Genomic DNA, 25,058 nt, shown 5'->3' with positions numbered 1-25,058 from the left:
ATGACAATCGATAGCTTTACTTGGTTAAAGAAATGTTTTCTATTTATGTCTCATCCATGTGTGACATAAATAAAAATACTTTAAAAGCGTGAAAATCGGTAAGGTGTTGGGTCAATTAAAGGTGTGTCACTCTGCATAACCTTATCGGCAGCAAGCTGACCGGCGGCAGGAGACGTACCAAATCCATGACCTGAAAATCCAGTCGCAATAGTCAAACCTGGGATTTTCTCAATACGATCTATGACAGGGTTAGAATCTGGCGTTATATCAATCACACCAGCCCATTGTGTTTCAATTTCTGCATTTTCAAAACCTGTCCAAGAGGCACGTAAATTGTCTAGGGCATTACCCGTCAACACCTCATTTGACAGTGGATTCATGGCTCGAACTTTTTCAAAGGGCGATACACTGTCCGCTTTCCATTTGCGTGCTAGACGCAAATCATCCCAAAAATATTTACCTAAGCCAATTTTTAAGAATTTGTGCTGTACTTTTAGGGCAGGCAAAAACTTTAACCCTAGCAACAAATGATCTATGGTTAATGGCGCATCTAACTTACCTCTTTGCGAAATAATATAACCGCCATCTCTATGTTTTCTGAATGAAAAATCTGGTGCGCCTACAGAGGGATCAAATTTAATATCCATTGGCTTGGTTTTCAACACCGAGCATATCGTTGGTAATGTCGGTAAACTGACACCCAAATTACCTAAGAATCTACGCGACCAAATCCCGCCCGCTAACAGTACCTCTTGGCAAAGAATCTCACCTTGTTCAGTAATAACGCCAGATACACGCCCACCTTTGGTAGCCAGCGTTCTGACAGCACAATTTTCGATGATGACAGCACCTTTGGCAATGGCAGCATTGGCAATCGCACTTGATGCCAATGTCGGCTCTGCGCGCCCATCAGATGCCGTATAAATACCGCCCGCCCATTTGCCGCGACCGTTTGGCACGAGTTGGTCAATTTGTTTGGCCGTGACCATACGTGAATCAAGATTTAATGACTGTATAGAGTTATGCCAACTCTCATACCCTGCTATTTCAGCAGGTGTTCTACCAATAAATAAAATACCAGACTGACTATACCCTACATCAGCACCTACTCTTTTGGACATCTCTGCCCATAACTTGTCAGAGGCTAGCGCCAAAGGCACATCATCAGAAAGACGATTGGTTTTTCGAATCCATCCCAAATTACGAGAGGACTGCTCACCTGCGATTCTTCCTTTTTCTAATACCACAACCGGTACATTGCGTTCAGCAAGTGTTAAGGCAGCGGTTAATCCCACAATGCCGCCACCAATGATGACCACAGTAGTAGCATGCGGCAGACTGGTCGCAGGATTGATAATCGGTTTTATGATAGGTGCCATTGGAACCGTACTCCTTATGGCTTATGATTGGCCAATATTGATGATAGCTGTTTCTGCGGTTGAGGCGCCTTTATACGCAGTCACTTCTATCTCTACTTTGTAGATATCAGAACCCAACGGTGGGCAGCTCACAGTAGTAGCAGGATCAACACCTCTAAACTTCTCTCCGACTATTTCCATAATATCCATCGTATTTTTTGGATCTTGAATGAAAACACGAGACATCACTACATCTGCTAATGACGCATCCACTGCTTTTAGCGCCCGTTCAATATTGGCAAATACCTGCAGAGTCTGTTCTTTCAAATCGTCTGGGATTTCTTTGGTTTCAGGGCAACGGCCTGCTGTGTTAGAAACAAAAATCCAATTATCCACACATACTAGACGTGAATAACTGCTGTGCTCTTCTAGTGCTGAACCTGTCTTTAATTTAGTAATTTTCGTCATTGTCACTCTCTCAGTTGAAGGTAGTTGAAACATAATTTATAACTTATCGAAAGTTATAAAGTTATAACGCTGTCAGGCTACGTACATAAGTTAATAGCCTGAAATAAATAAGCTTAGTTAAATAGCACTACTTAACATAGAACTGGGGTGTCCCATAAGTTAAGCTTTACACCAATACCTTTTTCAATCGCATTGCGATATACAACGGTCGCCCAAGCCACATCTTCGATAGGCAAACCGCCAACAGACAAGATAATAATCTCATCGTCATTTTGGCGTGCAGGTGCATCACCGCTGATAATTTTGGCTAAGTCTTCGATGTCTTCTTTTTTTATGACACCTTCATCAACCATATCCATGAATTTTACACCAATGATTGGCACATAATTGTGAGCAGGCTTATGGTCTGACTCCTCAAACCAAGCTTCGTATAATCCAGTACAATCCAAAACTTTTCTGACATCAGAGGTAGCGAGCGCATCATCAATATTACAAGCCGCTGGCATCGCCATGAATACGCCAGGCTTTAACCATTCTTTCTTAATGATGGGATACGTTGCCGCATCACCAACGACACTTGAAGCACAATAAGTCACGATATCCGAGCCACGAACTAAGTCTTCTAATTCATCGACAATTTGCACGTTGATCTGTGGATGCGCTTCAGTTACCCAGTCTATAAACTTGTTTAAACTTTTTTGGCCTCGGCCCTTAATTTTTAAGGTATCAATTTGAGGACACGTCACAACCAACGCACTTAGTGCTGTTTTAGCCATGACTCCAGGTCCTAAGATTCCTACTACTTTACTGTCTTTCTTAGCTAAGTATCTTGCACCTACACCAGAAATAGCCCCTGTACGATGCGCTGATAATAAGTTTGCTGACATCAAAGCCAACGGCGCGCCAGTGTCAGTATCATTTAGCATAAAGGTAAGAATAGAGCGTGGCAGTCCTTTACCTCTATTTTCTGTGTTTGAGCCGTACCATTTGACACCCGTCGTTTGAAAACTACCGCCTAGATAAGCAGGCATCGCCATAAAGCGTCGATCTGCTGTGTTTTTTGGCATGTTAGGAAACGGAGATTCATCAGGGAACATCATCATTGCGCCATGAGAGTCATTATTAGGGCCAGCCATACGATAGTCACCGCTGTATAGCAACTTAAACATATCGTCCATGGTGTCTACGCATTGCGCCATATCGGTCACGCCAGCTGCAATCATGTCTGGCTCTGATAAATAAACAAAATCAATCTTCGTATTGGCATATTCCGTTGTCATTTTATTCTCGCTTCCTTATTTGTCTATGTTGCTTGCTGTCATTTAATATTCACACACTACAAACCCTATAAATAGAATAAATCGGCAATAAGAAACCTAAAATCCAACTTTTTATAGGTAAGTTGAAAAGGACGTCGCGAGGTGTTAGAAGTGATGAATTGAAACGAAACAAGCAAAATCAAAGAAGCAGTTAAATCCAAGAAGATAAATTACTTTAGGAGAGACAATGCAGAAATACGTGGTCACCAATGGATTGATGCCATTCAATGAGAATAGGAGGCTTAAAAATAGCAAATAACTAAAATACAGACACTATAAAATTGAAACTTTATTAAGTCCTGTGAATATACTTATTTAGTATATGCTGGAACTCTCTTGGACCTTGTCCATTATATTGTTTAAATTGTCGAAAAAAATGTGCTTGATCTGAATAGCCACTGTCAATTGCAAGGTCGGTTAATCGCTTACAATCATTTTGCATTAACCTATCTAATACGTGCTGATATCTTAAAACTAGATTGCATGCTTTCGGAGAAAAACCATAATAATCATTGAAAGAGTTACTGACGGTTCGGGCAGAATAGCCGCTTTGATGACATAACTCGGTGATGCTGATATTACCGTGATGTTTTAGCATCAGGTTAATCAGTACATGATATAGCTTAGAAGACTGTAATAAATCCGTCTTTTGACTACAAGCTTGTTGGAATACACGGATTTGTTGTTCAAAACTTCGACAGTTAGAAAGTCTATCGACCAAAGAAGCGCCTAGTATAGAAATATCCTGTAAAGGAATGCTTTGATCAATAATATCTCCTGGTTTGATGGACAAAAAACTCGGCACTATACCAATTTGATAGCGTATACCAAAGTATGAGCAACCATGCTCGAATACCGTTTTTCCAAGCTTTCGCCAACTGCCGCAAGCCCATGCTTCAGGTTTGTCTTTATGCAATTTAAAAATAATATCAATACTGGCGTCGGGCACCACACTGACTGCATCCCCTTCTTTGTCTAAGGTAAAGCAATAAAAGTGGGCAATACCATCACGATTGATCTCTTTTTTTTGGTAGCTGTTTTGCGCATCTAATATAAAATATGGCTGAATTGGACTGATTAATTGAGTGTTCATGAGCCTCCCTGACAAATAGTAATAGGTATCAAAGGCTAGGAATGGCAACCAAAAACGATGTTGGTCACCATTCTATGAGTCATTAAAGTATATACACTACAGCAACCCAAGTGAATAGCACCATTCCTATATTGATATGTGTAAAGGTAGGAATGACACTATCTACCATATGATCATGCTGTCCGTCCGCATTCAAGCCTGCTGTGGTCCCTAGCGTAATACTAGAAGCTGGCGAGCCTGCATCGCCTAACGCTGCTGATGCCCCCAATATTGCCAAACTGGCTAGTGGTGAAAAACCGAGTAATAAGGCTAAAGGCAAATAGATAGGCGCAAGAATGGCGACAGAGGCAAATGAATCCCCAAAGCCGATGGTGATGAAGAGACCCATCAATATCATGACAGTAGCACCCATCACTTTGTTGTCACCAATATAATTCATGAAAAGTTCAATCAATGAGTTTACTTCACCAGTTGCAGTAATCACACCGGCAAAACCAGTCGCAAGTGTAATGACAACACTGATTTCTGCCATCAACGCAACACCTTGAGTAAAGACACCATCTTGCTCATTCCAACGGAAAATACGAGAAAACGATAGGATAACAAAACCGATTAACGCCCCTACTAATAATGAGTCATACATAATTTGTAAGGTTAAAGCGACACCAATCGAGATGAGCGTAATAGCAATCTGAAATTTATTGATGGGTTTTTCTGATATAACTGTAGAGGTTAATACTGGAAGGTCTTTATACTCACGGGATTTACGATATGTGATAAATACTGCGAACAACATACCGGCAATAATCCCCATCACTGGAAAGAACATCGCTTTGGGTGCCATGCTAGCTGTCGCAACAAAACCTAAGCTTGCACCAACGTCATTAGCGCTTGCTAATAATATTTGTTTTAGATACACATCACCAAAACCATATGGGATGAGTAAGTAAGCAACACTGATACAAGAGGCTAAGATACACGCAACGGCACGGCGGTCAATTTTCAACTCATTCATAATATGAATCAGTGGTGGGATGAGAATAGGAATAAAAGCGATATGTACGGGAACCAAGTTTTGTGACATCAATGCGGCGACTGCAAATATAATAAACAGTGTCCACTTAATACGTTTATGCGCGATGGATGTTTTGCTGTCCATTTTTTTGGTGATTTTAGCTGCGAATAGCTCTAATAATCCACTACGAGCCAATGCCACTGCAAAGGCACCAATCATGATATAGGTAATACCAATTTGAGCACCCGAAAGCAAATTTTCATTAAAAGCGGCTAATGAATCTCCAAAAGAAAGCCCCGATTGTAGACCACCTAATAAAGCAGCCATAATAAGGGCAATAGGAACCGGCATTTTGATTAGACAAAACGTGACCATTAATATAATGGTTAGGGCGACGGCATTGATATGAATACCAAGTAATAGTGATAAAAGATAGATCGCCACTATAATAATAAGTGTGGGCAGAGCCCGTTTTAATAGAAAATTTGGCGTGGGTGGGTTTAGAGTCATATTCATAAAATCCCTTAATATGATTAATAGCCAATGTGAAATATAAGACCAGTAGTATTAACATTTAGAAATAATTTATTCGCTCTGTGTTATGAATAAGAGCGAATAAATTATTAGCAACTTTTATTGATTGATAACATCCATGCCACCAACCAACTTAAATTTTTCTGAATATGACTTCTTTACCAAATAAAAAGTAACAACTAACCTTTATGTCAAGTACCAGCCCAAAGGTGCTTCGCTGTGATATGTTGTAATTTGTTTGGTTTCTAAATAATTATCAAGCCCCCAAGTACCCAACTCTCGCCCTATACCACTTTGCTTGTAACCACCCCAAGGCGCTTGTAGAAATAGCGGCTGTGAACAATTGACCCAGATAATACCTGCTTGCAGATTTCGAGCGACACGGTTGGCTCTATCAATGTCTTTGGAGATAACGCCAGCAGCCAAACCCAACTCCGAGTTATTAGCACTCGCAACCGCTTCTGCTTCATCTGTAAAACGTCTAAGGGCAACAACGGGCCCAAAAATCTCATCTGTCCAGATAGGATGATCTTCAGGCACATCTCCAAAAACGGTCGGCTCAATAAAATAACCTTTATCAAATCCACTGGCTCGCTTGCCGCCAGTTAAGACATTGACACCATCAGACTTACCTTTTTCAAGCGTCGTCATAATAGCGTCATACTGTTTTTTATTGACGACGGGCCCCAACTGAACCCCTTTATCCATACCATTACCAATAACAATTTTTTCAGCTTCTTGTACTAAGCGCGCTGTCAATTCATCATAGATACCGTCTTGAACTAATACTCTTGAGGTTGCAGAACAGACTTGGCCTTGGTTCCAAAAAATACCAAACATGATCCATTCAACTGCTGTTTCAATATCGACATCATCAAAAATAATCAGTGGAGATTTACCACCAAGCTCAAGGCTAATTTTCTTCACCGTATTTGCAGCCGATCGCATGATCTGCTTGCCGACTGGGCCACTACCAGTAAAAGCGACTTTGTCTACAGCAGGATGCTCGCATAAGATCGGCCCTATTTTTGAGCCATGACCAGTGACGATGTTTAATACGCCATTAGGTAACCCAACCTTTTGACAGATACGGCCAAGCTCTATAGCAGTCATTGAGGTGACTTCTGCGGGCTTTAATACCATCGTACAACCTGCGGCCAAAGCAGGAGCGACTTTCCAAGCAGCCATGTCTAGAGGAAAATTCCATGGAATAATGGCACTGACGACACCTAACGGCTCTTTACGAACTAGGCAGCTATAACCCTCACTATGAATCTCTACTTCAGACTCTTGGTTGTTATCAAAGTCTTCTGCCAGATTAGCGTAAAACTCAAAACAATCGATTACACCGTTCATATCCAACTGAGCTTCTGTAAAAGGCTTGCCGTTGTCTTGTACTTCTAACTGAGCCAAGAAATCCAAATTGTCTCTGATCTCTTTGGCAATAGCGCGCAGATACTCAGCACGTTGTGTACCTGTGAGTCCAGACCAACTACCGTTATCGAATGCTTCTCTAGCTGCTTTAATAGCTGCTTCTGCATCTTCAACAGTGGCGCTAGCAATCTCTGCAATCACACTTTCATTACTAGGGTCGATATTAGTGATAGTGGCTCCAGTTGATGGTGTCACCCATTTGCCGTCAATATAGAGTTCGTTATATGTATTCATCAATTATTCCTATAGAAATTTGGTTTGTTAGCGTATTTAGCGTCCTTAACTATACTCGTGATACTTTTTCTTGATAGCGATATGTTCAGCGATACGTCCAGCATCATGCCAAACTCCCCAAATAAAGGACGACCCCTGCCCTGACAAGAAAGGTAGACCCACGAAATAAATACCAGTTACTGAAGTAACACCGCGGTTATGCAGTGGGCGACCGACATCGTCCAACACATCAACTTCTAACCAGCTGTAGTCATACTTAAAACCGGTGGCCCAGATAACGCTAGTGATGTTATTTTCACTAAAGTCTATTGATAAAGTTGGATTATTGATAGATTCAGGTAGCTCTAAGAACTCACGAGCTTCTGGATCTTCAGGTAAGTCTAGACCATTGTCCTCAACATATTTATCTGCCACATCCAAAAGCGCCAAGTAGTTCTGTTCTGCTTCATTAACGTTGTCGAATAGATCATCGTTGAATGTTAAGGTGCCATTAGAAAATGACTTTGTTAAACCTAATAAATGAATACCGTCATGAGCTAATTTACGGAAATCAACTGTTTCTCCGCCGTTCATACCACTGACAGCAAAGCCTTTTAATGGCCCATCATTTGGTTTTTCTCTGTCCCAACCGCCTAACACACCTAACCACCAAACATTGTCACGACCTCTGTAGCGTCGTGGTGGGCGTTCATGTGCACCTACAGACAAATAGACTTTTTTTCCAGCAGCATTTAGTTCTTTTGCAATCTGCACGCCTGATGAGCCACTACCAATCACCAATACAGCACCCTCTGGTAACTGTTCAGGATTTTTATAACTATCTGAGTGGATTTGTTGCACGTTAGCAGTGGAAGGGATAATCGGTGGGATAGAAGGTACTTGGAACGCCCCTGTTGCTACCACGATACGCTTGGCTTCTAGTTCACCCTCTGAGGTAGTGACGTGATAGCCTTGTCTACCCTGTAAAGGCGTAACTTTAGTCACCGCAACACCTGTTTGAACGGGTGCGTTGATGTGTTCAGCGTATTTTTGGAAGTAATCAGCAACCTTATTATGATGAATAAACCCTTCTTGGTCATCCTCAAACAGCATGCTAGGAAAGCGATCATGCCAACAAGGTCCGTTAGCAACTAAAGAGTCCCAACGGCGAGTACGCCATGCTTCTGCAATACGATTTTTTTCTAAGACAATGTGCTCAATACCTTCTTTTGATAGGTGCTCACTCATTGCAATACCAGCTTGTCCGCCCCCAATTACTAACGTATCCGTCGTCTGCATTATTTTCTCCAGTAGATTTATGTCTAACTACATCCTATGTGAAACAACAACAATTTAAATAACTCTTTTAATAACTATTGCTTCAGGAAAACAGAATCAATAAAAGGGAATAATTGGGTGATGCTAATCAAAAAAATAGAAACCTTCTTTGGTTTACTATTTCTGAATCAGCAGTGCAAAAAATCAAAATAGATAAGGTTTCAGAGTTTACTTATACTAAATTTTCTTCATTCATCGAATTAAAGGGTACAGAACATGAAACATGAAAGGATTCGCTGCTTCAACACCAAAAAAACTTATCCCGAACAAAATATAGATAATGATCTATGTCAGGCAGTTGTGGCGAGAGGACGTACTGTTTTTCTTCGTGGTCAAATTGGTCAGAATCTTGAAACCACAGAAAGCGTTTGTCTGGCTGATGCAGCAGGACAAACAGAAAGAGCGATGTACAACATTGATATGCTATTAAAAGAAGCAGGTGGTGAATTAGAAGATATCTGCAAAATCACGATTTATATCATTGACCCGCGCTATCGTGAAGAGGTTTATCGTGTGGTTGGCAAATGGCTAAAAGGCGTATACCCTGTCTCTACAGGTATCGTAGTCACTGCGTTAGCAAGACCTGAATGGTTAGTAGAAGTAGATGCCACCGCTGTCATTCCTGACTAACGTAAACTTAAACCATCAGGTAAACATTATTGCATTTGGAGATTAACATGACTTTTTCTATTATCGCTCGCTGTAAAAAAACAGGACAAATTGGAGGTGCCGTATCATCTTCTTCACCTGCAGTTGCATCACGATGTTTGCATGGTCGCGCTGGGGTTGGCATGGTAATGAGTCAGAACATTACAGACCCTATGCTAGGTAAAAAAATTCTTGATATGTTACAGCAAGATAATACATCAGAGAAAGCGATTCAGCGTTTGGTTGAAAATGAAGAATTTATACAGTATCGCCAATTGGTTGCCTTAAATAATGAAGACAAAGGCGCGGTATTCAGTGGAGAACATACGTTAGGCGTTCATGGGCATTTTATTGGTGAAGATGTTGTTAGTGCGGGAAATTTACTCGACAATACCTCGGTACCACAAGCGATTGTTGAAACGTTTGAACAAGCTGATGGACCTCTAGCAGAGCGACTATTGGTCGCTATGAAATCTGGTTTGGCTGCTGGCGGCGAAGCTGGACCAGTCCATTCGGTTGGATTGATGGTCATGGCTAAAGACATACAGTGGCCTATCGTCGACTTGCGGATAGACTGGTCAGAGAACCCGATTGACGACCTATCGACTGCTTGGGAGGTTTACGCGCCACAAATGAATGACTACATAACAAGAGCGGTTGATCCAACGACTGCACCAAGTTACGGCGTCCCTGGCGATTTATGAATAAAATAGTGTAATACGACACATTATATTTAATAATTGCGGTACAGTGAAAGTACCCTTTTATTAAATATATGAGTATATACATGAACCGCCGAATCTCTTTACGTCAGATGGAATATTTCGTTGGTGCTGCCAAACATTGCAGCATTTTAGCCGCTTCAGAAGAATTGTATATCTCGTCGCCATCGATTTCGGCCGCTATTACTCATATTGAGCAAGAGTTAGATGTGCAGTTGTTTATTCGCCAACATGCGAAAGGTTTACAGCTAACGCCAGTAGGCGAAATACTCAAAAAAAAATGCCAAAGAATTTTAGATGAAGCGTCAGATTTGTATGATTGGGCTGCTGAGATTTCTAGTGAGGTAAAAGGCAAGCTCAAGCTAGGTTGTTATGTTGGAGCAGCCCCAACTTTATATTCTGAAGTCATACAGCATTATTCACAAACCTTTGAACAAGTTGAGATTGATTTAAGCCTAGATACACCTCGCATGCTGATGATGGCTGTACTCTCTAATAAATTGGACTTAGCACTAACCTTCGATTTAGAAATTGATGAGAAACAGGTGAATTTTCAGCCACTAGCGAGCTTGCCACCTTATGCTTTGGTGTCTGCGAACCATCCTTTAGCATCAGAGAAGTCCGTAACTCTAAAAACCCTGTCTAAACTGCCTATGGTTTTATTAGATATCCCCTACAGTTATGAGTATTTTTTATCACTTTTTGAACAGCAGGGTCTAACCCCAAATATTCATACCCAAAGTCATTATGTTGAAATTGTTAAAACAATGGTCGCCAATGAGTTGGGATACAGCATTCTCAATACTAGACCTAAAGTAAATACTGCTATGGATGGTAAAGAGCTAGTACGAATACCAATCAAGGGAAATTTGAGACCTATGAAAGTAGGTGTTATGACGCCAATCAATGCACATAACACTCTATTGGTTAAATCATTTATCCAGCACTGTCAGCGCTGTTTTGCTGATGGCAATGTCCCTGGAATGAACACCTTATAATAACAATCAACCACATTCGAATTTAGGAGATGATTTATGACACTAATAAATATAGAAAGTAGTATAGATATATTAAAAACATTGATTAGTTTTGACACCACGTCTTATAAAAGCAATTTATCTTTAATTGAAGCTGTTAAAAATCTATTCGAAAGCCACGGCATTGTTGTGGTTGTCGATTACAATGAAGAAGGCAACAAAGCCAATTTATTCGCCTCTACTGGTCCGATAGAAGAACATGGTGTCTTACTATCAGGACATACCGATGTGGTTCCTGCTAATAAAGATCACTGGAACAGTGATCCTTTCATCGCAGAAGAACGTGATGATAAAATTTATGGGCGCGGTTCGACAGATATGAAAGGCTTTATCGCCTGTATTATTAAAATAATGTGCCAAGCCAGTCAGCAGAAACTGTCTATCCCACTGCATGTATGTCTATCTTTTGATGAGGAGATTGGCTGCTTGGGCGTTAGAAATATCTTACCTAAGTTACCGGATTTAATGAAGACACCAAGGTTTTGCGTGATCGGTGAACCGACTTCTATGCAAATAGCATTAGGGCATAAAGGCAAAGCCGTGTATCAAGCGCACTGTAGTGGAGAGAATGGTCATTCTTCTATGGCACCCAATTACCGCAATGCGATTCATGTTGCCACACAAGTAGTAACATCTTTGGTAGACAGTCAGAATGAATTGGCTCGTAGCGGAAAACGTGATGAAGAGTATGATATTCCTTACACCACTATTCATGTTGGCAAAATCCAAGGTGGCACAGCGTTAAATGTGGTTTCAGACAGCTGTACCATAGATTATGAGATACGCCACATAGCAGAAGACAGTCTTGACACGATTAACGATATCATCAATACAAACTTACAAAAACAGGCTGACAGTCAGTATGCCAATATCCAATTTATGAATGCTTATCCAGGATTGAGTACCAGTCATGAACATCCTGAATTAAAGTTCTTAAAGTCATTACTGTCAGATGATACCACCGTTGGGAAAATATCTTTTGGTACAGAAGGTGGTTTGTTTTCTCAAACCTTTGACAGCCCTATTTTTGTCTGTGGTCCAGGTTCAATGGAACAAGGTCATAAACCCAATGAGTATGTAGAAATCTCTGAAATGAACAAGTGTGACTTGTTTTTAGAGAACTTATTAGAGCAATTGAAATAGCGTAAAACCCTGCCAGTAAAAATGGCAGGTGTTGCTGTTAAGATAGATTAAATAGTGGTTATATGATTCTCAGAACTTTACTTAAATTCTGAGAATCATATAACCACTGTCTCGTACTTTTATTTGGCTAAGACCGTTAGTTCTATACTAGATACTTATATTTTTGACTTGCTTTTCAGCGACTTCAATAACAGCTGCTTGATGAGGTAATACCTCTTTAGTGTAGCCAAGAGAATCACCAAAAACTTGAAAAGGGTTTTCTAAATCAAGTGTTATACCACTCAAACCTTCAATAACGCCAAGCCCCATGTAAGGTGTCGACGCTAAATCATATCCCCCTTCTTGACACATCACTAATCGCCCACCGCATAGTCGTTCAGCGGCCTCTCTGATAGATGTGGCCATAGATCTAAAACCTTGAGGGGTCAGTGCCATACGTCCGAGAGGGTCATAACAACCAGCATCTAAGCCGCTAGCCACAATAATCATATCTGGCTGAAACGCTCCAAGAGCAGGAATAATGGCTCTTTCAAAAGCAGATTCATAAGCAGCATCACCAGAACCTGGAGGTAATGGGATATTAATATTGTAACCTTCCCCCTCGCCTGCCCCATTATATAAAGCTGTGCCTGTATCTACTTCAAGAAAACTATAATGCTGATGAATGGATATCGTAAGAACAGCAGGGTCATTCCAAAATATCTCTTGGGCGCCGTTACCATGATGAACATCCCAATCGACAATGGCAATACGTTGAAATCCACCAACTTCTAATGCATGCTTAGCGGCTAACGCTACATTATTGAAAATACAAAACCCTGCACCGCTGTTGGTTTCGGCATGATGACCAGGTGGTCTTATTAGCGCATAGGCGTTATCGACCTCTCCTGAGCACACTTTTTCTACAGCGACTAGTGCGCCTCCAGCAGATAGTTTAGCGATATCGATACCACCCTGTGCAAATACAGCACCTGGACCACCTTGGCCAGCAGGCAATAAATTTTGCTCAACCAGTGAATGGTAATATGCTGTGCCATGTACGCGCAGAATTTCGCTCTCTGTGGCGATACGAGGTTCTAAGTGAGTGAGTTTTTTGAACATACCAGAATAATTAAGCAGGTTATAAAAACGGCGTTTGATGTCAGGCCTGTCAGGGTTGCCACCCGGCTCAATCTGAAAAGGAGGGAATGCTTGATTTAGGCTATCATACCAAAAATACGTTTCGTCAAAAACTATACCTGTCGTCATCACTCATTCCTTTTAAATAAAAATATTTAAACACAAAACAAATTTTCTGTTCAAACATGATTACATATGGCAATAACTATAAGGTATTACCCTTAAGTGTGTATTTTCATAAAAATTTTTGAAAGCTATTTTTTATAATCTTTTTTTAAATCATCATTAAAAAGCTTTTGACAAGCTACGAGTGGATATATAGCAACTGTGTTGTATCACTGTATGGACTAAATGCACCCTTATGGGTAATACCTACCTGTAAAACCACAGTATAGTATCTAAATAGGATGTAACAGATAGTCAACCGTACCAACTCAAGGAAGGTGCTCTATGTTCAAAGGATCTCGCCAGCTTTATCTCAATCGAGAAGTGATAGGCCCATTTGCTGCTATATATGGTGTCGGCTTTGCGCCCTTACTAATATTACCTTTTCTATTCACTGCCATAATCAATTACTTTTCTATATCTGAGGCCGAAGCTGGCATGTTAGTCAGCGTACAGCTTGGAGCTATGTGTCTCGGCTCTTTATTAATCGCCCCTATCATCCATCGTTTTCCCAAAAAATATTTCGCCTTGCTTGGTACCGCATTAGCTATTATAGGTAATCTACTTTTCATATCATCTGATAGCTTGACCACCTCTTATGGTTACCTTGCGATGTCAGGTTTAGGATATGGTTTTGCACTGGCAGCTGGCAATTCATCAGTAGCTGCATTAGGATCACGGTCGGCTGAGATATTTAATAGAGTGGTTCTTTTGGGTACTTTGTTAATGATTGTACTACTCAATGTGTTTCCACGTCTCATTATCCAATGGTCTCTTCCAGGTGCGCTTATAGGTTTAATTACCCTTCACTGTCTACTGATACCGGCACTGCTCTCAATACCATCTACAAAGATAAATTCTGGTTCCAATGAAAATGATAGGTCTCAATATAAGGTGCTATTCAAACCTTTATCAGTCTTTATTATATTAATGATGTTTTGCTATTTTATTAGAGATACGATGCTATGGGTGTTCGCTGAAAATATAGCGACCAACCGTTTAAGTATTGAGCCTGAAAGCGTCGGACTATTATTTAGCATTCATGGCGCAACCTCATTGCTCGGACCTTTATTATTGATATGGATGATGCGTAGATATGGCAAAGATAAGCTTTTACTATTAGGCGTCGTAGTCACTGGCATCATCTCTCTTGTGGTAAGTCAGACCCAAAGTGTGTTTGTATATTCGTTAATGGTTATCATCTGGTCTACTGCTCATTTTTTTACCTATAGCTGTATTATGGGAATAGCTGCTGCTGCAGATTCAAAGGGAATAGTAGCTGCGGTAGCAGGCTCCGCAGTTATGGGTGGAACAGCAGTGGCACCAGCTATTGCTGGCTATGCTATGGAAAGCGGAGGTCTAAACTTATTCACGATAAGTGTTGTCATTGCTATTCTAGCGACACTTGTTTTCGCTGGTCTGAGCATATACCTCAAAAATCGGACAAAGGCTACAAGTCGCAAGTCTGGACAAGCTCAGCTAAAACTTAAGGAGTCGTAGTGCAAGGGTATCCTTGTAGAGATACTAGGTCATGTTATACCTAACCTTATTTCAAAAATTATGGTTAGGTGCACATATACTGATAGAGTAGTTTTGGTATTATAGTTATATAAGCTTGTTGAGTCCGCATGCCTTTTAGGATGCTTGTTTTGATATAGGAAAGGACAACTCTTAATGAAGCATGATATAGAAAGAATGACATTATGGAATGATAAAGTAGGGAATCTTATCGAGGCGATAGGCATAAATAACTTTTTACATACGCTTTCTGATACTATCAAATTTTTCATACCAGATGCATCTGTTATCGTTTTTTCTGTACCTAAAAACCAACAACCTCAATGTTTGTTTGATAATTACCCTGAGTCTATTCGTAAAATAAATACTAGTGACTGGGTTTCAGGTGCTTATTTACTTGATCCATTTTATATCAAGTGCTTTGATGACTCCCCTCAAGGGGCGTATCACCTGCTAGACTTAGTTCCTGAAGGGTTTCTGACTTCTGAGTATTACCAATTATACTACTCAATGACGCAATGTAAAGATGAAGTCTGCTTTATAGCTCATATCCATAAAGACTTAAGAATTAGTCTTTCGGTCGCAAGGGTACAAGACGATCGTGGTTTTAGTACCCAAGAATTAATGTCTTTGCGTTCCCTATCCTCTATTATCCTGAACGCGTTGAATAAGCACTTCATCAAGCATCAAATAGTAGGTAGTAAAAGACAAGTCAAACTTCATAATCAACTCCAAGCTGGTATTAAGAATTTTGGTACATCTATTTTGACATTGCGTGAGCAAGATATGATTCAATATATATTGCTTGGTCACTCTTCAAAAACCATCTCAAAACAGTTAGATATCTCTTTCGATACGGTCAAGATGCATCGTAAAAATGCTTATGCCAAGCTAAATATTTCCTCTCAAGCTGAACTGTTTTCACTGGGGCTTGAGTCTATTCCCTATATAGAAATATACCCTAATAAGGACCCTCTCCAAATATTTTTATCTAAGACTTGTGACATAACGAGCAGTGCTCCCTGCTAACTCACAAAACTTAAAAGCATCATTGTATACACTACAGCTTTCATCTATCACTTCTCTGTATAAGTCCGCTAACTTAGAACACTTGGTAAAAACTTTCGACTAAAATAACTTATCCCTCTTTAATCAGAATATACTTCATACTCTCCGCTTCGACCTGTAAGTTATGCTGAAAAAATTGTATAACTGAATTTAGTCAACTGACGTTCCAAGACTAAGTTTGTTATCACTAAGAAAGTGCGAGCTACAGCATGCAATTTAAAGCAGATACTGTTAAAAAATGGCATACGAAATCAGCAAGTTGCATGTATCTACTTAACAACTAATCATAGCGTTATAAACGTCATACTCTTTAAGCTTAGCTAAGCCACATATAAAAATAGAACCACCTAGCTACTAACTTTCTTCATATACTGAACGACAAATATATTCTTTATTGCTAATCATTGAAGAGTTTTATCTGTAGACTATTATCTTTCAAAGAACAGCTAATACTACTGTTTGTGATACTCTGAATTTATTGATAAATATATCTACTTGTTGATAGGTATATTTATATTAAACTCTAAACCCTTATTACTATTGTCCTATATCCGGAAGTTACAGCTATATATTGTGTATTGTTGTTGTAAGAACAAGGACTCATAATCCCTTGGCCGCAGGTTCAAGTCCTATTGGGGCCACCAAATTCAAACCCTTACAGGCATTAGCTTGTAAGGGTTTGAATTTGCTTAAATTTCATACAGGTGTACTGATACGATTGAAGTATGATGACTACTAAAGGTTTTGATATTCATATGGATGATATATTGACTGGATTTCCGCTACGTGTAGGTAAGTAATCTAAGCGCTTTACATTGCGTAAGCGCATTAATGGAAACCTGTATTGAGCCGAAGTAGAAGAAACGCATCTTATTACGCTAACTGAAGCACGTGAAAAAGCAAGAATAATGATAACGAATATAAAAAAATGTATGCATGTTTACGATGGACTTCATGAGAACTTGAAAAAGTCTAGAGACAAGATTAATAACATACCAGCGCTGAAAGAAGCTTATGACTACTTTATCTGAAAAACTGGAATAGAATTAAACCATCTACAAAACATATTGAAGAAGAATATTTAGTGACTATCATTCCTATTGCCTAATGACAATCCAGCTATCAAACGTTTTAGTTTTGTAGAAGTTGAAATCGTAAATAATCAATCTTATTAAATAGTTAGTATGATTTTAGACATAAAAAACCCTCCCAACACTATAGTCGATCCACTATAAAGTAAATACAGCGATACGAGGTACATTTTGTGCCGCCTCTGTCTGCGTAGGCACAGCAAGCAAGAAGAATGTAACCCATATCGCGTAGTTGTACCTCTTTTATTTAGGACTGACTATATAAAATATACTCTAATCCGAAATCAAAAATCCATCGTTGCTGAAAGCATAAATGTGCGCGGCTCACCTAAAGCAAGATCATTATAATGTGCCGTTGTCCAATAGGCTTTATTCATCACGTTATCGACGCGTGCTCGAATGGTGAGAGGCGTTTGATTAATAGAAGTGATATAACGTGCGCCAAGATCGTATGTGGTGTGACCTGGTAACGACTGTATATTATCATTTTCAAGGTATTGTTTAGACACAGCATTTGCATTCGCTGTTAGTGTTAAGTTTTCTATAAAAGGCAAATCCCACTCTGCCCCAATTTTCGAGTACCACTTTGGAACACCTGCGGCTTGATTGCCTTCATTAACACCATCATTTGTTTTAGTTAACTTCGCATCAATATAGGTAATACCACCCATCAAGCGTACACTTTCAGCAGGCGACCCAAAGAACCCCCACTCTACACCTCGATTACGCTGTTCACCAGCATAAGAGAAAACATTAGTATCTGTGTCGGTATAACTATTGGGTTTTTCAATTTCGTAGAGACTAAGGCTATGAGCAAACTCGCCAAGATCCATTTTTATTCCTATTTCTTTTTGTTTGGTTTTATAAGGAGCAAATATTTCACCTGCGTTTTCTGCACTTGTTGGTGCTGTAGCGCCTTTACTTAGCCCTTCTATATAGTTCGCATACAAAGAAGCCTGATCCGTCATCTTTATAAGAAATGCCACTGACGGCGTTATAGCGCTTTCATCATACTTAGTACCTGAGAATAAGATACCTCCCGTTTGTTCTGTTTCTAGCTGCTGATACCGAGCACCTAAGGTGAGTTGATATTTATCCTGATCAAACGATAAAGTATCTGCAATTCCGTAGCTAGTTAAACTTGTGTCAGTCGTCAATAACAGCGGTACGTCAAAATTTAGGCTAGGAGTTTCCCATACTGGATTATAAATATTAGTGTCATATGTATAAGTGGCGTCAAAGTACTTAGCATTTAAATTGTACTCTTCATTGTAACGGGTAACATTCGACGCAAGCTGATGCTCAATAGCTCCTGTCGAAAAATTGCTGTTCAGCCCTACTTCCATAGAGACTCTTTCATTATCATCAGCAACGTATCCAATCGTCGTATTTATATCTCCGTCAGAATTATATACCTGCGCTTTTGCTGCACTGAGTCCTTTAAACTCCATTTTATTAGCACCTAAGGCGGCATAGACAGTCGTTTGACCAGTCACATCGAACTCACCGCGTGTGATTGCGCCTTTTGTTTTAGTATCATAAAAAGCCCAACTTGGGTTCAATAACGTATCTGGATCTGGTGCACTAGGAATATCAACTCCTGATGCTACCGTGATACCTCGAGTCGGCCCATCGACATGTTCTGTCGTAGCATAAAGGTCAGCTGAAATTCGCGTACGTTCGCCTTTCCAGTCTAATGCAAGAGAGCCTACTTTAGCCTCTTTATCTTGGTCATTAACCGCACTTTCACCATCTCTATAAGCACCGTTTACCCGAACACCAAACTGCTTATCTTCACCGAATCGGCGACCGATATCCAGGCTCCCACCAAGCTGTGAGTCTGATATGTACTTAGTTGTCAATCGAGTGAGTGGTTCATCATCTGCTCGCTTAGTCACTAGATTCACAGAGCCTCCTACGGAGCCGTTAGGTGACATGCCATTAAGCATCGCTGATGGACCTTTCAACACCTCAACACGCTCAAACATCTCAGGTGAACTACGGTAATAAGGTGCCATACCAGACAATCCATTCACTGTCACATCGTTACTATTCGAAGCAAAACCACGGATAGAATAGCTTTCAAGGTTTTGCCCACCTGCACCACTGGTATAAACAGATGGATCTGTTGCTGTAATAATCTCACTGATATCTGCGGATTGCTGATCCTCAATAAATTTCTCAGTATAACTAATGGCACTAAATGGCGTCTCTAAAAAGTCCTTATTTCCCAAAAACCCAGCATGGTTGGTATAGGTTACTTGCCCTCCAGAATAGGTTTGATTATCGTTGCCTTCAGCCACTACTGTTATCGCTGGTAGTGTAGCAGTTGGTATTTCTTGGTTTCTTCCTGAATCTCTACTTTGCTGTTCGATCTCTAGCTCATTAACTTGCTGGCTGCTGGTCAGGTTGCTACCTTCCTGTGCATAGGCCGATGGCACGCAGATAAATACTGTCCCAGCAGCTATACCTAAAGACATCGCAAGCTTTGCCGATATAATATGATTAAGAGCGAAAGACGGTTTAGTCTGTGTCGTCCATCGTTTAACACTACTTTTATGATTTAGCTGCTGAAGTTGATACATAAAAACATCCTCTTATTTTAGTAAGGTACAAATACGAATAAAAACACAAATGATAATCATTAATAATTTTGGATAAAAAAATATCCTATTTTTCATTTAATTATTTACTGGCTCTACGTTCAAAACCTCTTTCGTCTTAGAATACATCTATGAAATTGACGGATAACCTTTGAGGACATCGTCCATGATGATGTTTAATGAGGTTGGACTAGCTGCTGCTATATACCACACGTCTGCATCAACAAAAACGACATGACCATTTTTCCATGCTTTTGTTTGACGTAATAAAGGATTGCTAATGTCATCAGGGCTTATAACAGAGCGGCGCTCCATAACAGCGGTACGGTCCACAATATAAATAATATCTGGATCTGCCTGCTGTATGAACTCGCTAGAAATAGGCTGCCCATGTAGGCTAGTTTCTACCACGGTACTTGCAGGTTTAACACCCAAATCATTAAAGATAAAACCATAGCGTGACTGCACACCAAAATTGCTAAAAGCGCCGTTGTTATGTAAAACAACCAATGCTTTTTCTGGACGGTTTTTTGTGAAGTCCTGAATCTCTTTGACTCTTGTATCTAATTGCATGGCCTTATCTTCCGCCAGCGCTTCCTTATCAAAAATATGACCCAGTGTTAACAGGTGATTTTTGACATTGGCTATATGTTGCTGATGGCTGTTCTTAAAATTCACATCAAAATGTAGGGTTGGTGCAATCTCTGACAGCTCTTGATAATGAGCGGCATGAAGTGGCGTCATCAAAATAAGATCAGGGTGCAGTGCATGGATATGTTCCATATTCGGTTGCACAATAGCGCCTAAATCTTCTACGCTAGCATCATCTTTATACTGAGCAAGAAAGTGAGGTACATAATCTTTCACCATGCCTGCAATTGGTACATCAAGCTGATCTAAAAAATCCGCTTCGTTCATATCCAGTACAGCGACACGTTGCGGGCGATTTGTAATAATAGTCGTGCCCATCTCATGCTCGACGATGATAGGTGTTTCTAGTGCTTGTACCGTCTGCACAGATTGCGTAGATGATTTTTCACATCCTTGCAGTGGAATAGCTACCGAAATAGCCACTACACAGACCCAAAAGCTTTTTTTCAAACTCATACTCTTACCCCTGATAAATTGAAGTAGTTGCACAAGCAACCACGTTCATTACGAATAATTTCAAAATCAAGATCGTATAGCTCACTTAAATTGGTTTCTGTCACAACCTGTGCAGAAGTCCCACTAAAGCTAAGTGCACCATTTTTTAGAGCTACGATATGATCTGAATAATTGACCGCAAAATTGATATCGTGAATCACCAAAATCACCGTGCGTTCCTGTTCATCACATAAACGACGTAAGGCTTGCATGATCTGCACAGCATGTTTCATATCTAGATTGTTCAAAGGCTCATCTAATAACAACACGTCCGTTTGTTGCGCAATAGTCATCGCCAAAAAAGCCATTTGACGCTGACCACCACTCAATTCATCTAAATAAGAGTGACGTAAAGACTCTAACGCTAAAAAATCAATCGCCTCATCAATGACTCGGCGATCCTCTATCGTCAAAGAACCACGACTGTACGGAAAACGTCCAAAAGAGATCAGCTCCTCCACTGTCAATCGTAAATTAAAGCCCGGCGACTGCCGCAGTGTGGCCACATGATGAGCATATTCAGAAGTGCGCATTTCACTGATTTTTCGACCATTAAGTGATACATAGCCACTACTGGGCTCTAATAGCCTAGCCATCATCATCAATAAAGTAGACTTACCTGCACCGTTAGGACCTATCAATGAGGTGACACGCCCTTTTGGAAACGCTAGAGAGACATCTGATAGCACGGATTTTTTGCCATAACTTTTATGGAGGTTACTAACGGTAATCATGTAATCCCTCTAGTACGAACAGTCAATGCTAGAAAATAGATACCACACACTAGATTGACAAGAATACTGACACTGGTTTTATAGTTGAAAACATGCTCAACAAAAATTTGAGCCACTAAAAATACAGCTATAGAGACCGCACAACCTATAGGTAATGTGACTTTATGCTTACTACTTCCTGCAAGCGCATAAGCTATATTGGCAATAAACACACCCATAAATGCCGTGGGACCAATCAAGCTCGTTGATACAGCGACGAGAATGGCAATCAAAGCCAAATATAACTTGACGTATTTAGTATGGTTGATACCAAGTGACATCGATTGCTCACGACCGAGAGCCATTACATCTAATACAGGTAACGTCTTACGACTCAACCATAACACCGTTGCTACTGCTAGTACGCCACACCAAACCGTTTCAGGATTGGCTCTATTAAAAGAGGTATAGCTTAACCCTTGAAAAACCGAAAACTCACCTGGACTGATACGAAGTTGAATAAACTGTGTGACCGTACCAATGACCATTGTCAAAACCAGACCAAATAGCAGAAGCATAAAGACATCGCTTTTGCATCGAGGTAACAGCAAATGATGCAGTGCCCACGAATACACCAGCATCAACATGATGGATACGATGAAATTACCACTGACGCCTAACATCAGTAGCCCGTTCGTACCCATAACCAGAAGCAACAGCGCTTGCCATAGCAGATAAACAGCCTCATACCCCATAATTGAAGGCGACAAAATACGGTTGCCTACAATGGTTTGAAAGACAATGGACGAAACAGCTAAACAGACACTACCAAGTACAATAGTTACTAGACGCATGAAGCGTTTCGGAATCAAATAATCAAAATCTAAACCTGAGCCTATCAGTAAAAAAATAATTGCTAAAATGAGAATAAGTAGAAGCATAGTCCACATTTTTACCGCTTGACTCATCTGACACCCCTCATAATCAACATGAGGAAAATCACACCGCCCACCCCACCAGCAGTAAGCCCAATAGGGACCTCGAAAGGATAAATAATGACTCGCCCAAAAATATCACAAATAAGAAGCAAACAAGCACCGGCCAGTGCAACGACAGGTAATGTTCGTGATAAATTCTCTCCATATTTCAAAGCGACTAAATTAGGAATAACAAGGCCAACAAAAGGTATCGCGCCGATAGTAATAACCGATGCCGCGACGGTCACCGACACTAAAATAAGCCCCAATGTGGCTGTCGCAGCATAACGCAATCCCAAACTGGCCGCCATTTCCTCACCCATGCCCATTACCGTGAAACGATGCGCATAAAAATAAGCCAATACAATGATGGGTAAAATAATATAAATAAGCTCATATTGACCTTGTACAACCCTTGAAAAATCTCCTAACAACCAGCCTTGCATACTTTGTAAAATATTATGCTGATAGGCGTAAAACTCAGCTATCGAACTCAGTACACTGCCATACATCAACCCAAGTACAGGAATTAGTACAGAGTTTTTGAAAGTAATACGACTAATGATAAAAATGAAGAGCAGGCTCGCTGCAAAACAAAAGAGCATGGAAAATAGCATTTTATAGCTGGTGCTAGCACTAGGAAGTAGCGTTAGTGAGACTAAAATACCAAGCTTGGCTGCATCCAAACCACCTGATGTGGCAGGTTCGACGAACTTATTGCGCACAATGTGTTGTAAAATAACGCCACTGACAGACAACCCTACCCCTGTCAGTATTAGAGCAATAAGCCGTGGTATACGGCTCGCCGTTAAAGTTAACCACGCATCGCTTGAAAAATTAAAGAGCGCTACAATTGACACCTGCTTTGAGCCCAGCATTAGAGAAGCAGCACAGAGCAAAATGAGTAACAAAAATAGTGAGCGCATTATTGAAACTCTTCTAACTTATATAAATACGAATGACTTTTTACTCTGCGAAATACCATCACAAGTCTATAAAATGATTTGCTAGGAATTTTTTCATTAAAGTATAAATGAGAGTCAATCATACTATGCTTGTTTGAATAGATACGTTGAATATAGGGTGAAACTGGGAAATTGTACGGTGAATAAGGGAACTTATTCAGAATAGCATCTAACCATTTTCTAAAGTTAAAAAGTTAGATAAACTCAAACACAGCTTGAGATTGGCGTAAATTACTCACCTTTAATCAAGGCTTATTTAGCGTGTTTTAGAGAATAGTAGCAGCTTGACATAAATAGTCTGACTAGATAAGTTGTGTGGGTGTGACGCCATAAAATTTGGCGAATGCTTTGCTGAAATTACTAGGATCATGATAGCCAACATACCATGCCGTCTCTTGAACACTTTTATATTCATCTAACAATAAACGCATTGCTTCCTGCATACGTAATTCACGAATAAAGCAGCCTATTGTTCTGCCCGTTTGTTGTTTGAACTGTTGTTTTAGATAGCATTCGTTTATACCCACTCGTTGAGCCAGCAAGGAGATTGTTAGCTTATGCTGGTACTCTTGGCGAATAATATCAACGGCGTGATCAATTGGACTTTTTTGGTTTATTAGTCGGCCAGATTTGTCCTGAATACCAAGCATATCTTGACAGAGAAGCAGCGCTTGACTCTCTAAAATCAGGCGATCACTTAAAGTGTAGCAAGGCAGTGAGAGAATATAAGCTGCGCGAGCAAGTAGCCTTGACTGGTTTGATAAACGAACTTGAATCATTTCAGGGTCTTGATCGTCAGTTGGCAATAACCAAGCCGGCAAATCGAAGCTTTCTGCCCAACGTGACAGTAGCTCTTGATTAAAATCGATTGATACCACATGGCTATTTATGGATGGTTTCTGCAAATACTCAGTATCGGTAGTAGAGTTTATATCACCAAAATCTCCTGATCGTCGCCAAATTTGCTGCGAGCGAATGTATGTATCGGTAGGTAAATTACTAGCATGTAAAGTATAGTTCGCATCTACAATCAAATGCATGCCAACATCACAAGAAAATGGTGCAGCGGGTTCAACCACAGGTTGCTGATCAGTGATGCAGTTTCGACCAAGCACAATACCGTTATGCAAGCTCAGCAAGTCACCGTAACCAGAGCTACCATCGTAAATTGGACGTTTAATCAAATAATCAGAATCAGGGCGATCAAAATTCCAATATTTGGTCTGATAGTGGTCATAAAATGTGTTCAAGTCTGCCATAAAAATATAATCACGATGCTTTAGTATGTGGTTTAAGTGAGTAGAGAATAGACGTTTTATTACATATCCAGATAAAACAGGTTTACTTGAATGAGTAGTTAGTTATTAACTA

At 40.2% G+C, this 25,058-nt stretch carries 20 protein-coding genes; 6 read left to right on the top strand and 14 right to left on the bottom strand.

Going from position 1 to position 25,058, the window contains the following annotated elements; translation table 11 throughout:
* Positions 1-80: 80 nt before the first annotated feature.
* The 7 genes from ACT3QR_RS08205 to ACT3QR_RS08175 all read right to left on the bottom strand — a co-directional run bounded on the left by ACT3QR_RS08205 (position 81) and on the right by ACT3QR_RS08175 (position 8,733).
* Entirely contained in the window at positions 81-1,379 is a 1,299-nt protein-coding gene (locus ACT3QR_RS08205; protein ID WP_444520861.1) for an NAD(P)/FAD-dependent oxidoreductase, read from the bottom strand.
* 21 nt (positions 1,380-1,400) lie between these two features.
* On the bottom strand, positions 1,401-1,826 hold the full coding sequence (locus tag ACT3QR_RS08200) for a RidA family protein (protein ID WP_444520860.1): 426 nt from the start codon (positions 1,824-1,826) through the stop codon (positions 1,401-1,403).
* 131 nt (positions 1,827-1,957) lie between these two features.
* Positions 1,958-3,106 (bottom strand): tyramine oxidase subunit B, encoded by a 1,149-nt coding sequence (locus ACT3QR_RS08195; protein ID WP_444520859.1) that lies wholly within the window; start codon positions 3,104-3,106, stop codon positions 1,958-1,960.
* 331 nt (positions 3,107-3,437) lie between these two features.
* Positions 3,438-4,238, bottom strand: coding sequence for a helix-turn-helix domain-containing protein (locus ACT3QR_RS08190; RefSeq protein ID WP_444520858.1), 801 nt, complete (start codon positions 4,236-4,238; stop codon positions 3,438-3,440).
* Between the two features lie 82 nt (positions 4,239-4,320).
* Positions 4,321-5,769, bottom strand: coding sequence for a Na+/H+ antiporter NhaC family protein (locus ACT3QR_RS08185; protein ID WP_444520857.1), 1,449 nt, complete (start codon positions 5,767-5,769; stop codon positions 4,321-4,323).
* A 204-nt stretch (positions 5,770-5,973) separates the two neighbouring features.
* Positions 5,974-7,455 (bottom strand): aldehyde dehydrogenase family protein, encoded by a 1,482-nt coding sequence (locus tag ACT3QR_RS08180; protein WP_444520856.1) that lies wholly within the window; start codon positions 7,453-7,455, stop codon positions 5,974-5,976.
* A gap of 45 nt (positions 7,456-7,500) precedes the next feature.
* The gene (locus ACT3QR_RS08175; protein ID WP_444520855.1) at positions 7,501-8,733 is read right to left on the bottom strand and encodes a flavin-containing monooxygenase; all 1,233 of its coding nucleotides are present in this window, start codon (positions 8,731-8,733) and stop codon (positions 7,501-7,503) included.
* A 255-nt stretch (positions 8,734-8,988) separates the two neighbouring features.
* On the opposite strand from ACT3QR_RS08175, the gene ACT3QR_RS08170 reads away from it, so the two are divergent.
* From ACT3QR_RS08170 to argE, 4 genes are all read left to right on the top strand, one after another.
* Positions 8,989-9,402 carry a RidA family protein gene (locus ACT3QR_RS08170; RefSeq protein WP_444520854.1) on the top strand — a complete coding sequence of 138 codons (414 nt, stop codon included), beginning with the start codon at positions 8,989-8,991 and terminating at the stop codon, positions 9,400-9,402.
* A gap of 47 nt (positions 9,403-9,449) precedes the next feature.
* Positions 9,450-10,124, top strand: coding sequence for a DUF1028 domain-containing protein (locus ACT3QR_RS08165; protein ID WP_444520853.1), 675 nt, complete (start codon positions 9,450-9,452; stop codon positions 10,122-10,124).
* An 83-nt stretch (positions 10,125-10,207) separates the two neighbouring features.
* Positions 10,208-11,140, top strand: coding sequence for a LysR family transcriptional regulator (locus ACT3QR_RS08160; RefSeq protein WP_444520852.1), 933 nt, complete (start codon positions 10,208-10,210; stop codon positions 11,138-11,140).
* A 36-nt stretch (positions 11,141-11,176) separates the two neighbouring features.
* On the top strand, positions 11,177-12,322 hold the full coding sequence (gene argE, locus ACT3QR_RS08155; protein WP_444520851.1) for an acetylornithine deacetylase: 1,146 nt from the start codon (positions 11,177-11,179) through the stop codon (positions 12,320-12,322).
* Between the two features lie 147 nt (positions 12,323-12,469).
* Here argE and ACT3QR_RS08150 read toward each other — a convergent pair whose 3' ends face one another.
* Entirely contained in the window at positions 12,470-13,570 is a 1,101-nt protein-coding gene (locus ACT3QR_RS08150; RefSeq protein WP_444520850.1) for a class II histone deacetylase, read from the bottom strand.
* A 321-nt stretch (positions 13,571-13,891) separates the two neighbouring features.
* On the opposite strand from ACT3QR_RS08150, the gene ACT3QR_RS08145 reads away from it, so the two are divergent.
* Both ACT3QR_RS08145 and ACT3QR_RS08140 read left to right on the top strand, forming a co-directional pair.
* Positions 13,892-15,106 carry an MFS transporter gene (locus ACT3QR_RS08145; RefSeq protein ID WP_444520849.1) on the top strand — a complete coding sequence of 405 codons (1,215 nt, stop codon included), beginning with the start codon at positions 13,892-13,894 and terminating at the stop codon, positions 15,104-15,106.
* 174 nt (positions 15,107-15,280) lie between these two features.
* Complete coding sequence (locus ACT3QR_RS08140) at positions 15,281-16,153, top strand: helix-turn-helix transcriptional regulator (protein WP_444520848.1); 873 nt, start codon at positions 15,281-15,283, stop codon at positions 16,151-16,153.
* Between the two features lie 1,414 nt (positions 16,154-17,567).
* Here ACT3QR_RS08140 and ACT3QR_RS08135 read toward each other — a convergent pair.
* The 6 genes from ACT3QR_RS08135 to ACT3QR_RS08110 form a co-directional block, all read right to left on the bottom strand.
* Positions 17,568-19,868, bottom strand: a complete 2,301-nt coding sequence (locus ACT3QR_RS08135; RefSeq protein WP_444520847.1) for a TonB-dependent receptor — start codon at positions 19,866-19,868, stop codon at positions 17,568-17,570.
* A gap of 147 nt (positions 19,869-20,015) precedes the next feature.
* Entirely contained in the window at positions 20,016-20,993 is a 978-nt protein-coding gene (locus ACT3QR_RS08130) for a siderophore ABC transporter substrate-binding protein (RefSeq protein WP_444520846.1), read from the bottom strand.
* Positions 20,990-21,766 carry an iron ABC transporter ATP-binding protein gene (locus ACT3QR_RS08125; protein ID WP_444520845.1) on the bottom strand — a complete coding sequence of 259 codons (777 nt, stop codon included), beginning with the start codon at positions 21,764-21,766 and terminating at the stop codon, positions 20,990-20,992. The genes ACT3QR_RS08130 and ACT3QR_RS08125 overlap by 4 nt, the downstream gene beginning before the upstream one ends.
* Positions 21,763-22,713, bottom strand: a complete 951-nt coding sequence (locus ACT3QR_RS08120; RefSeq protein WP_444520844.1) for an iron chelate uptake ABC transporter family permease subunit — start codon at positions 22,711-22,713, stop codon at positions 21,763-21,765. The genes ACT3QR_RS08125 and ACT3QR_RS08120 overlap by 4 nt, the downstream gene beginning before the upstream one ends.
* A complete protein-coding gene (locus tag ACT3QR_RS08115; RefSeq protein ID WP_444520843.1) occupies positions 22,710-23,648 on the bottom strand; it encodes an ABC transporter permease in 939 nt (312 codons plus the stop codon). The genes ACT3QR_RS08120 and ACT3QR_RS08115 overlap by 4 nt, the downstream gene beginning before the upstream one ends.
* Before the next feature lie 341 nt (positions 23,649-23,989).
* The gene (locus tag ACT3QR_RS08110; protein WP_444520842.1) at positions 23,990-24,946 is read right to left on the bottom strand and encodes a helix-turn-helix domain-containing protein; all 957 of its coding nucleotides are present in this window, start codon (positions 24,944-24,946) and stop codon (positions 23,990-23,992) included.
* Between the last annotated feature and the right edge of the window lie 112 nt (positions 24,947-25,058).

It is taken from the genome of Psychrobacter sp. AOP7-B1-25, assembly GCF_052376195.1.
Classification (GTDB): domain Bacteria; phylum Pseudomonadota; class Gammaproteobacteria; order Pseudomonadales; family Moraxellaceae; genus Psychrobacter.
This window is presented reverse-complemented; position numbering and strand designations above follow the sequence as displayed.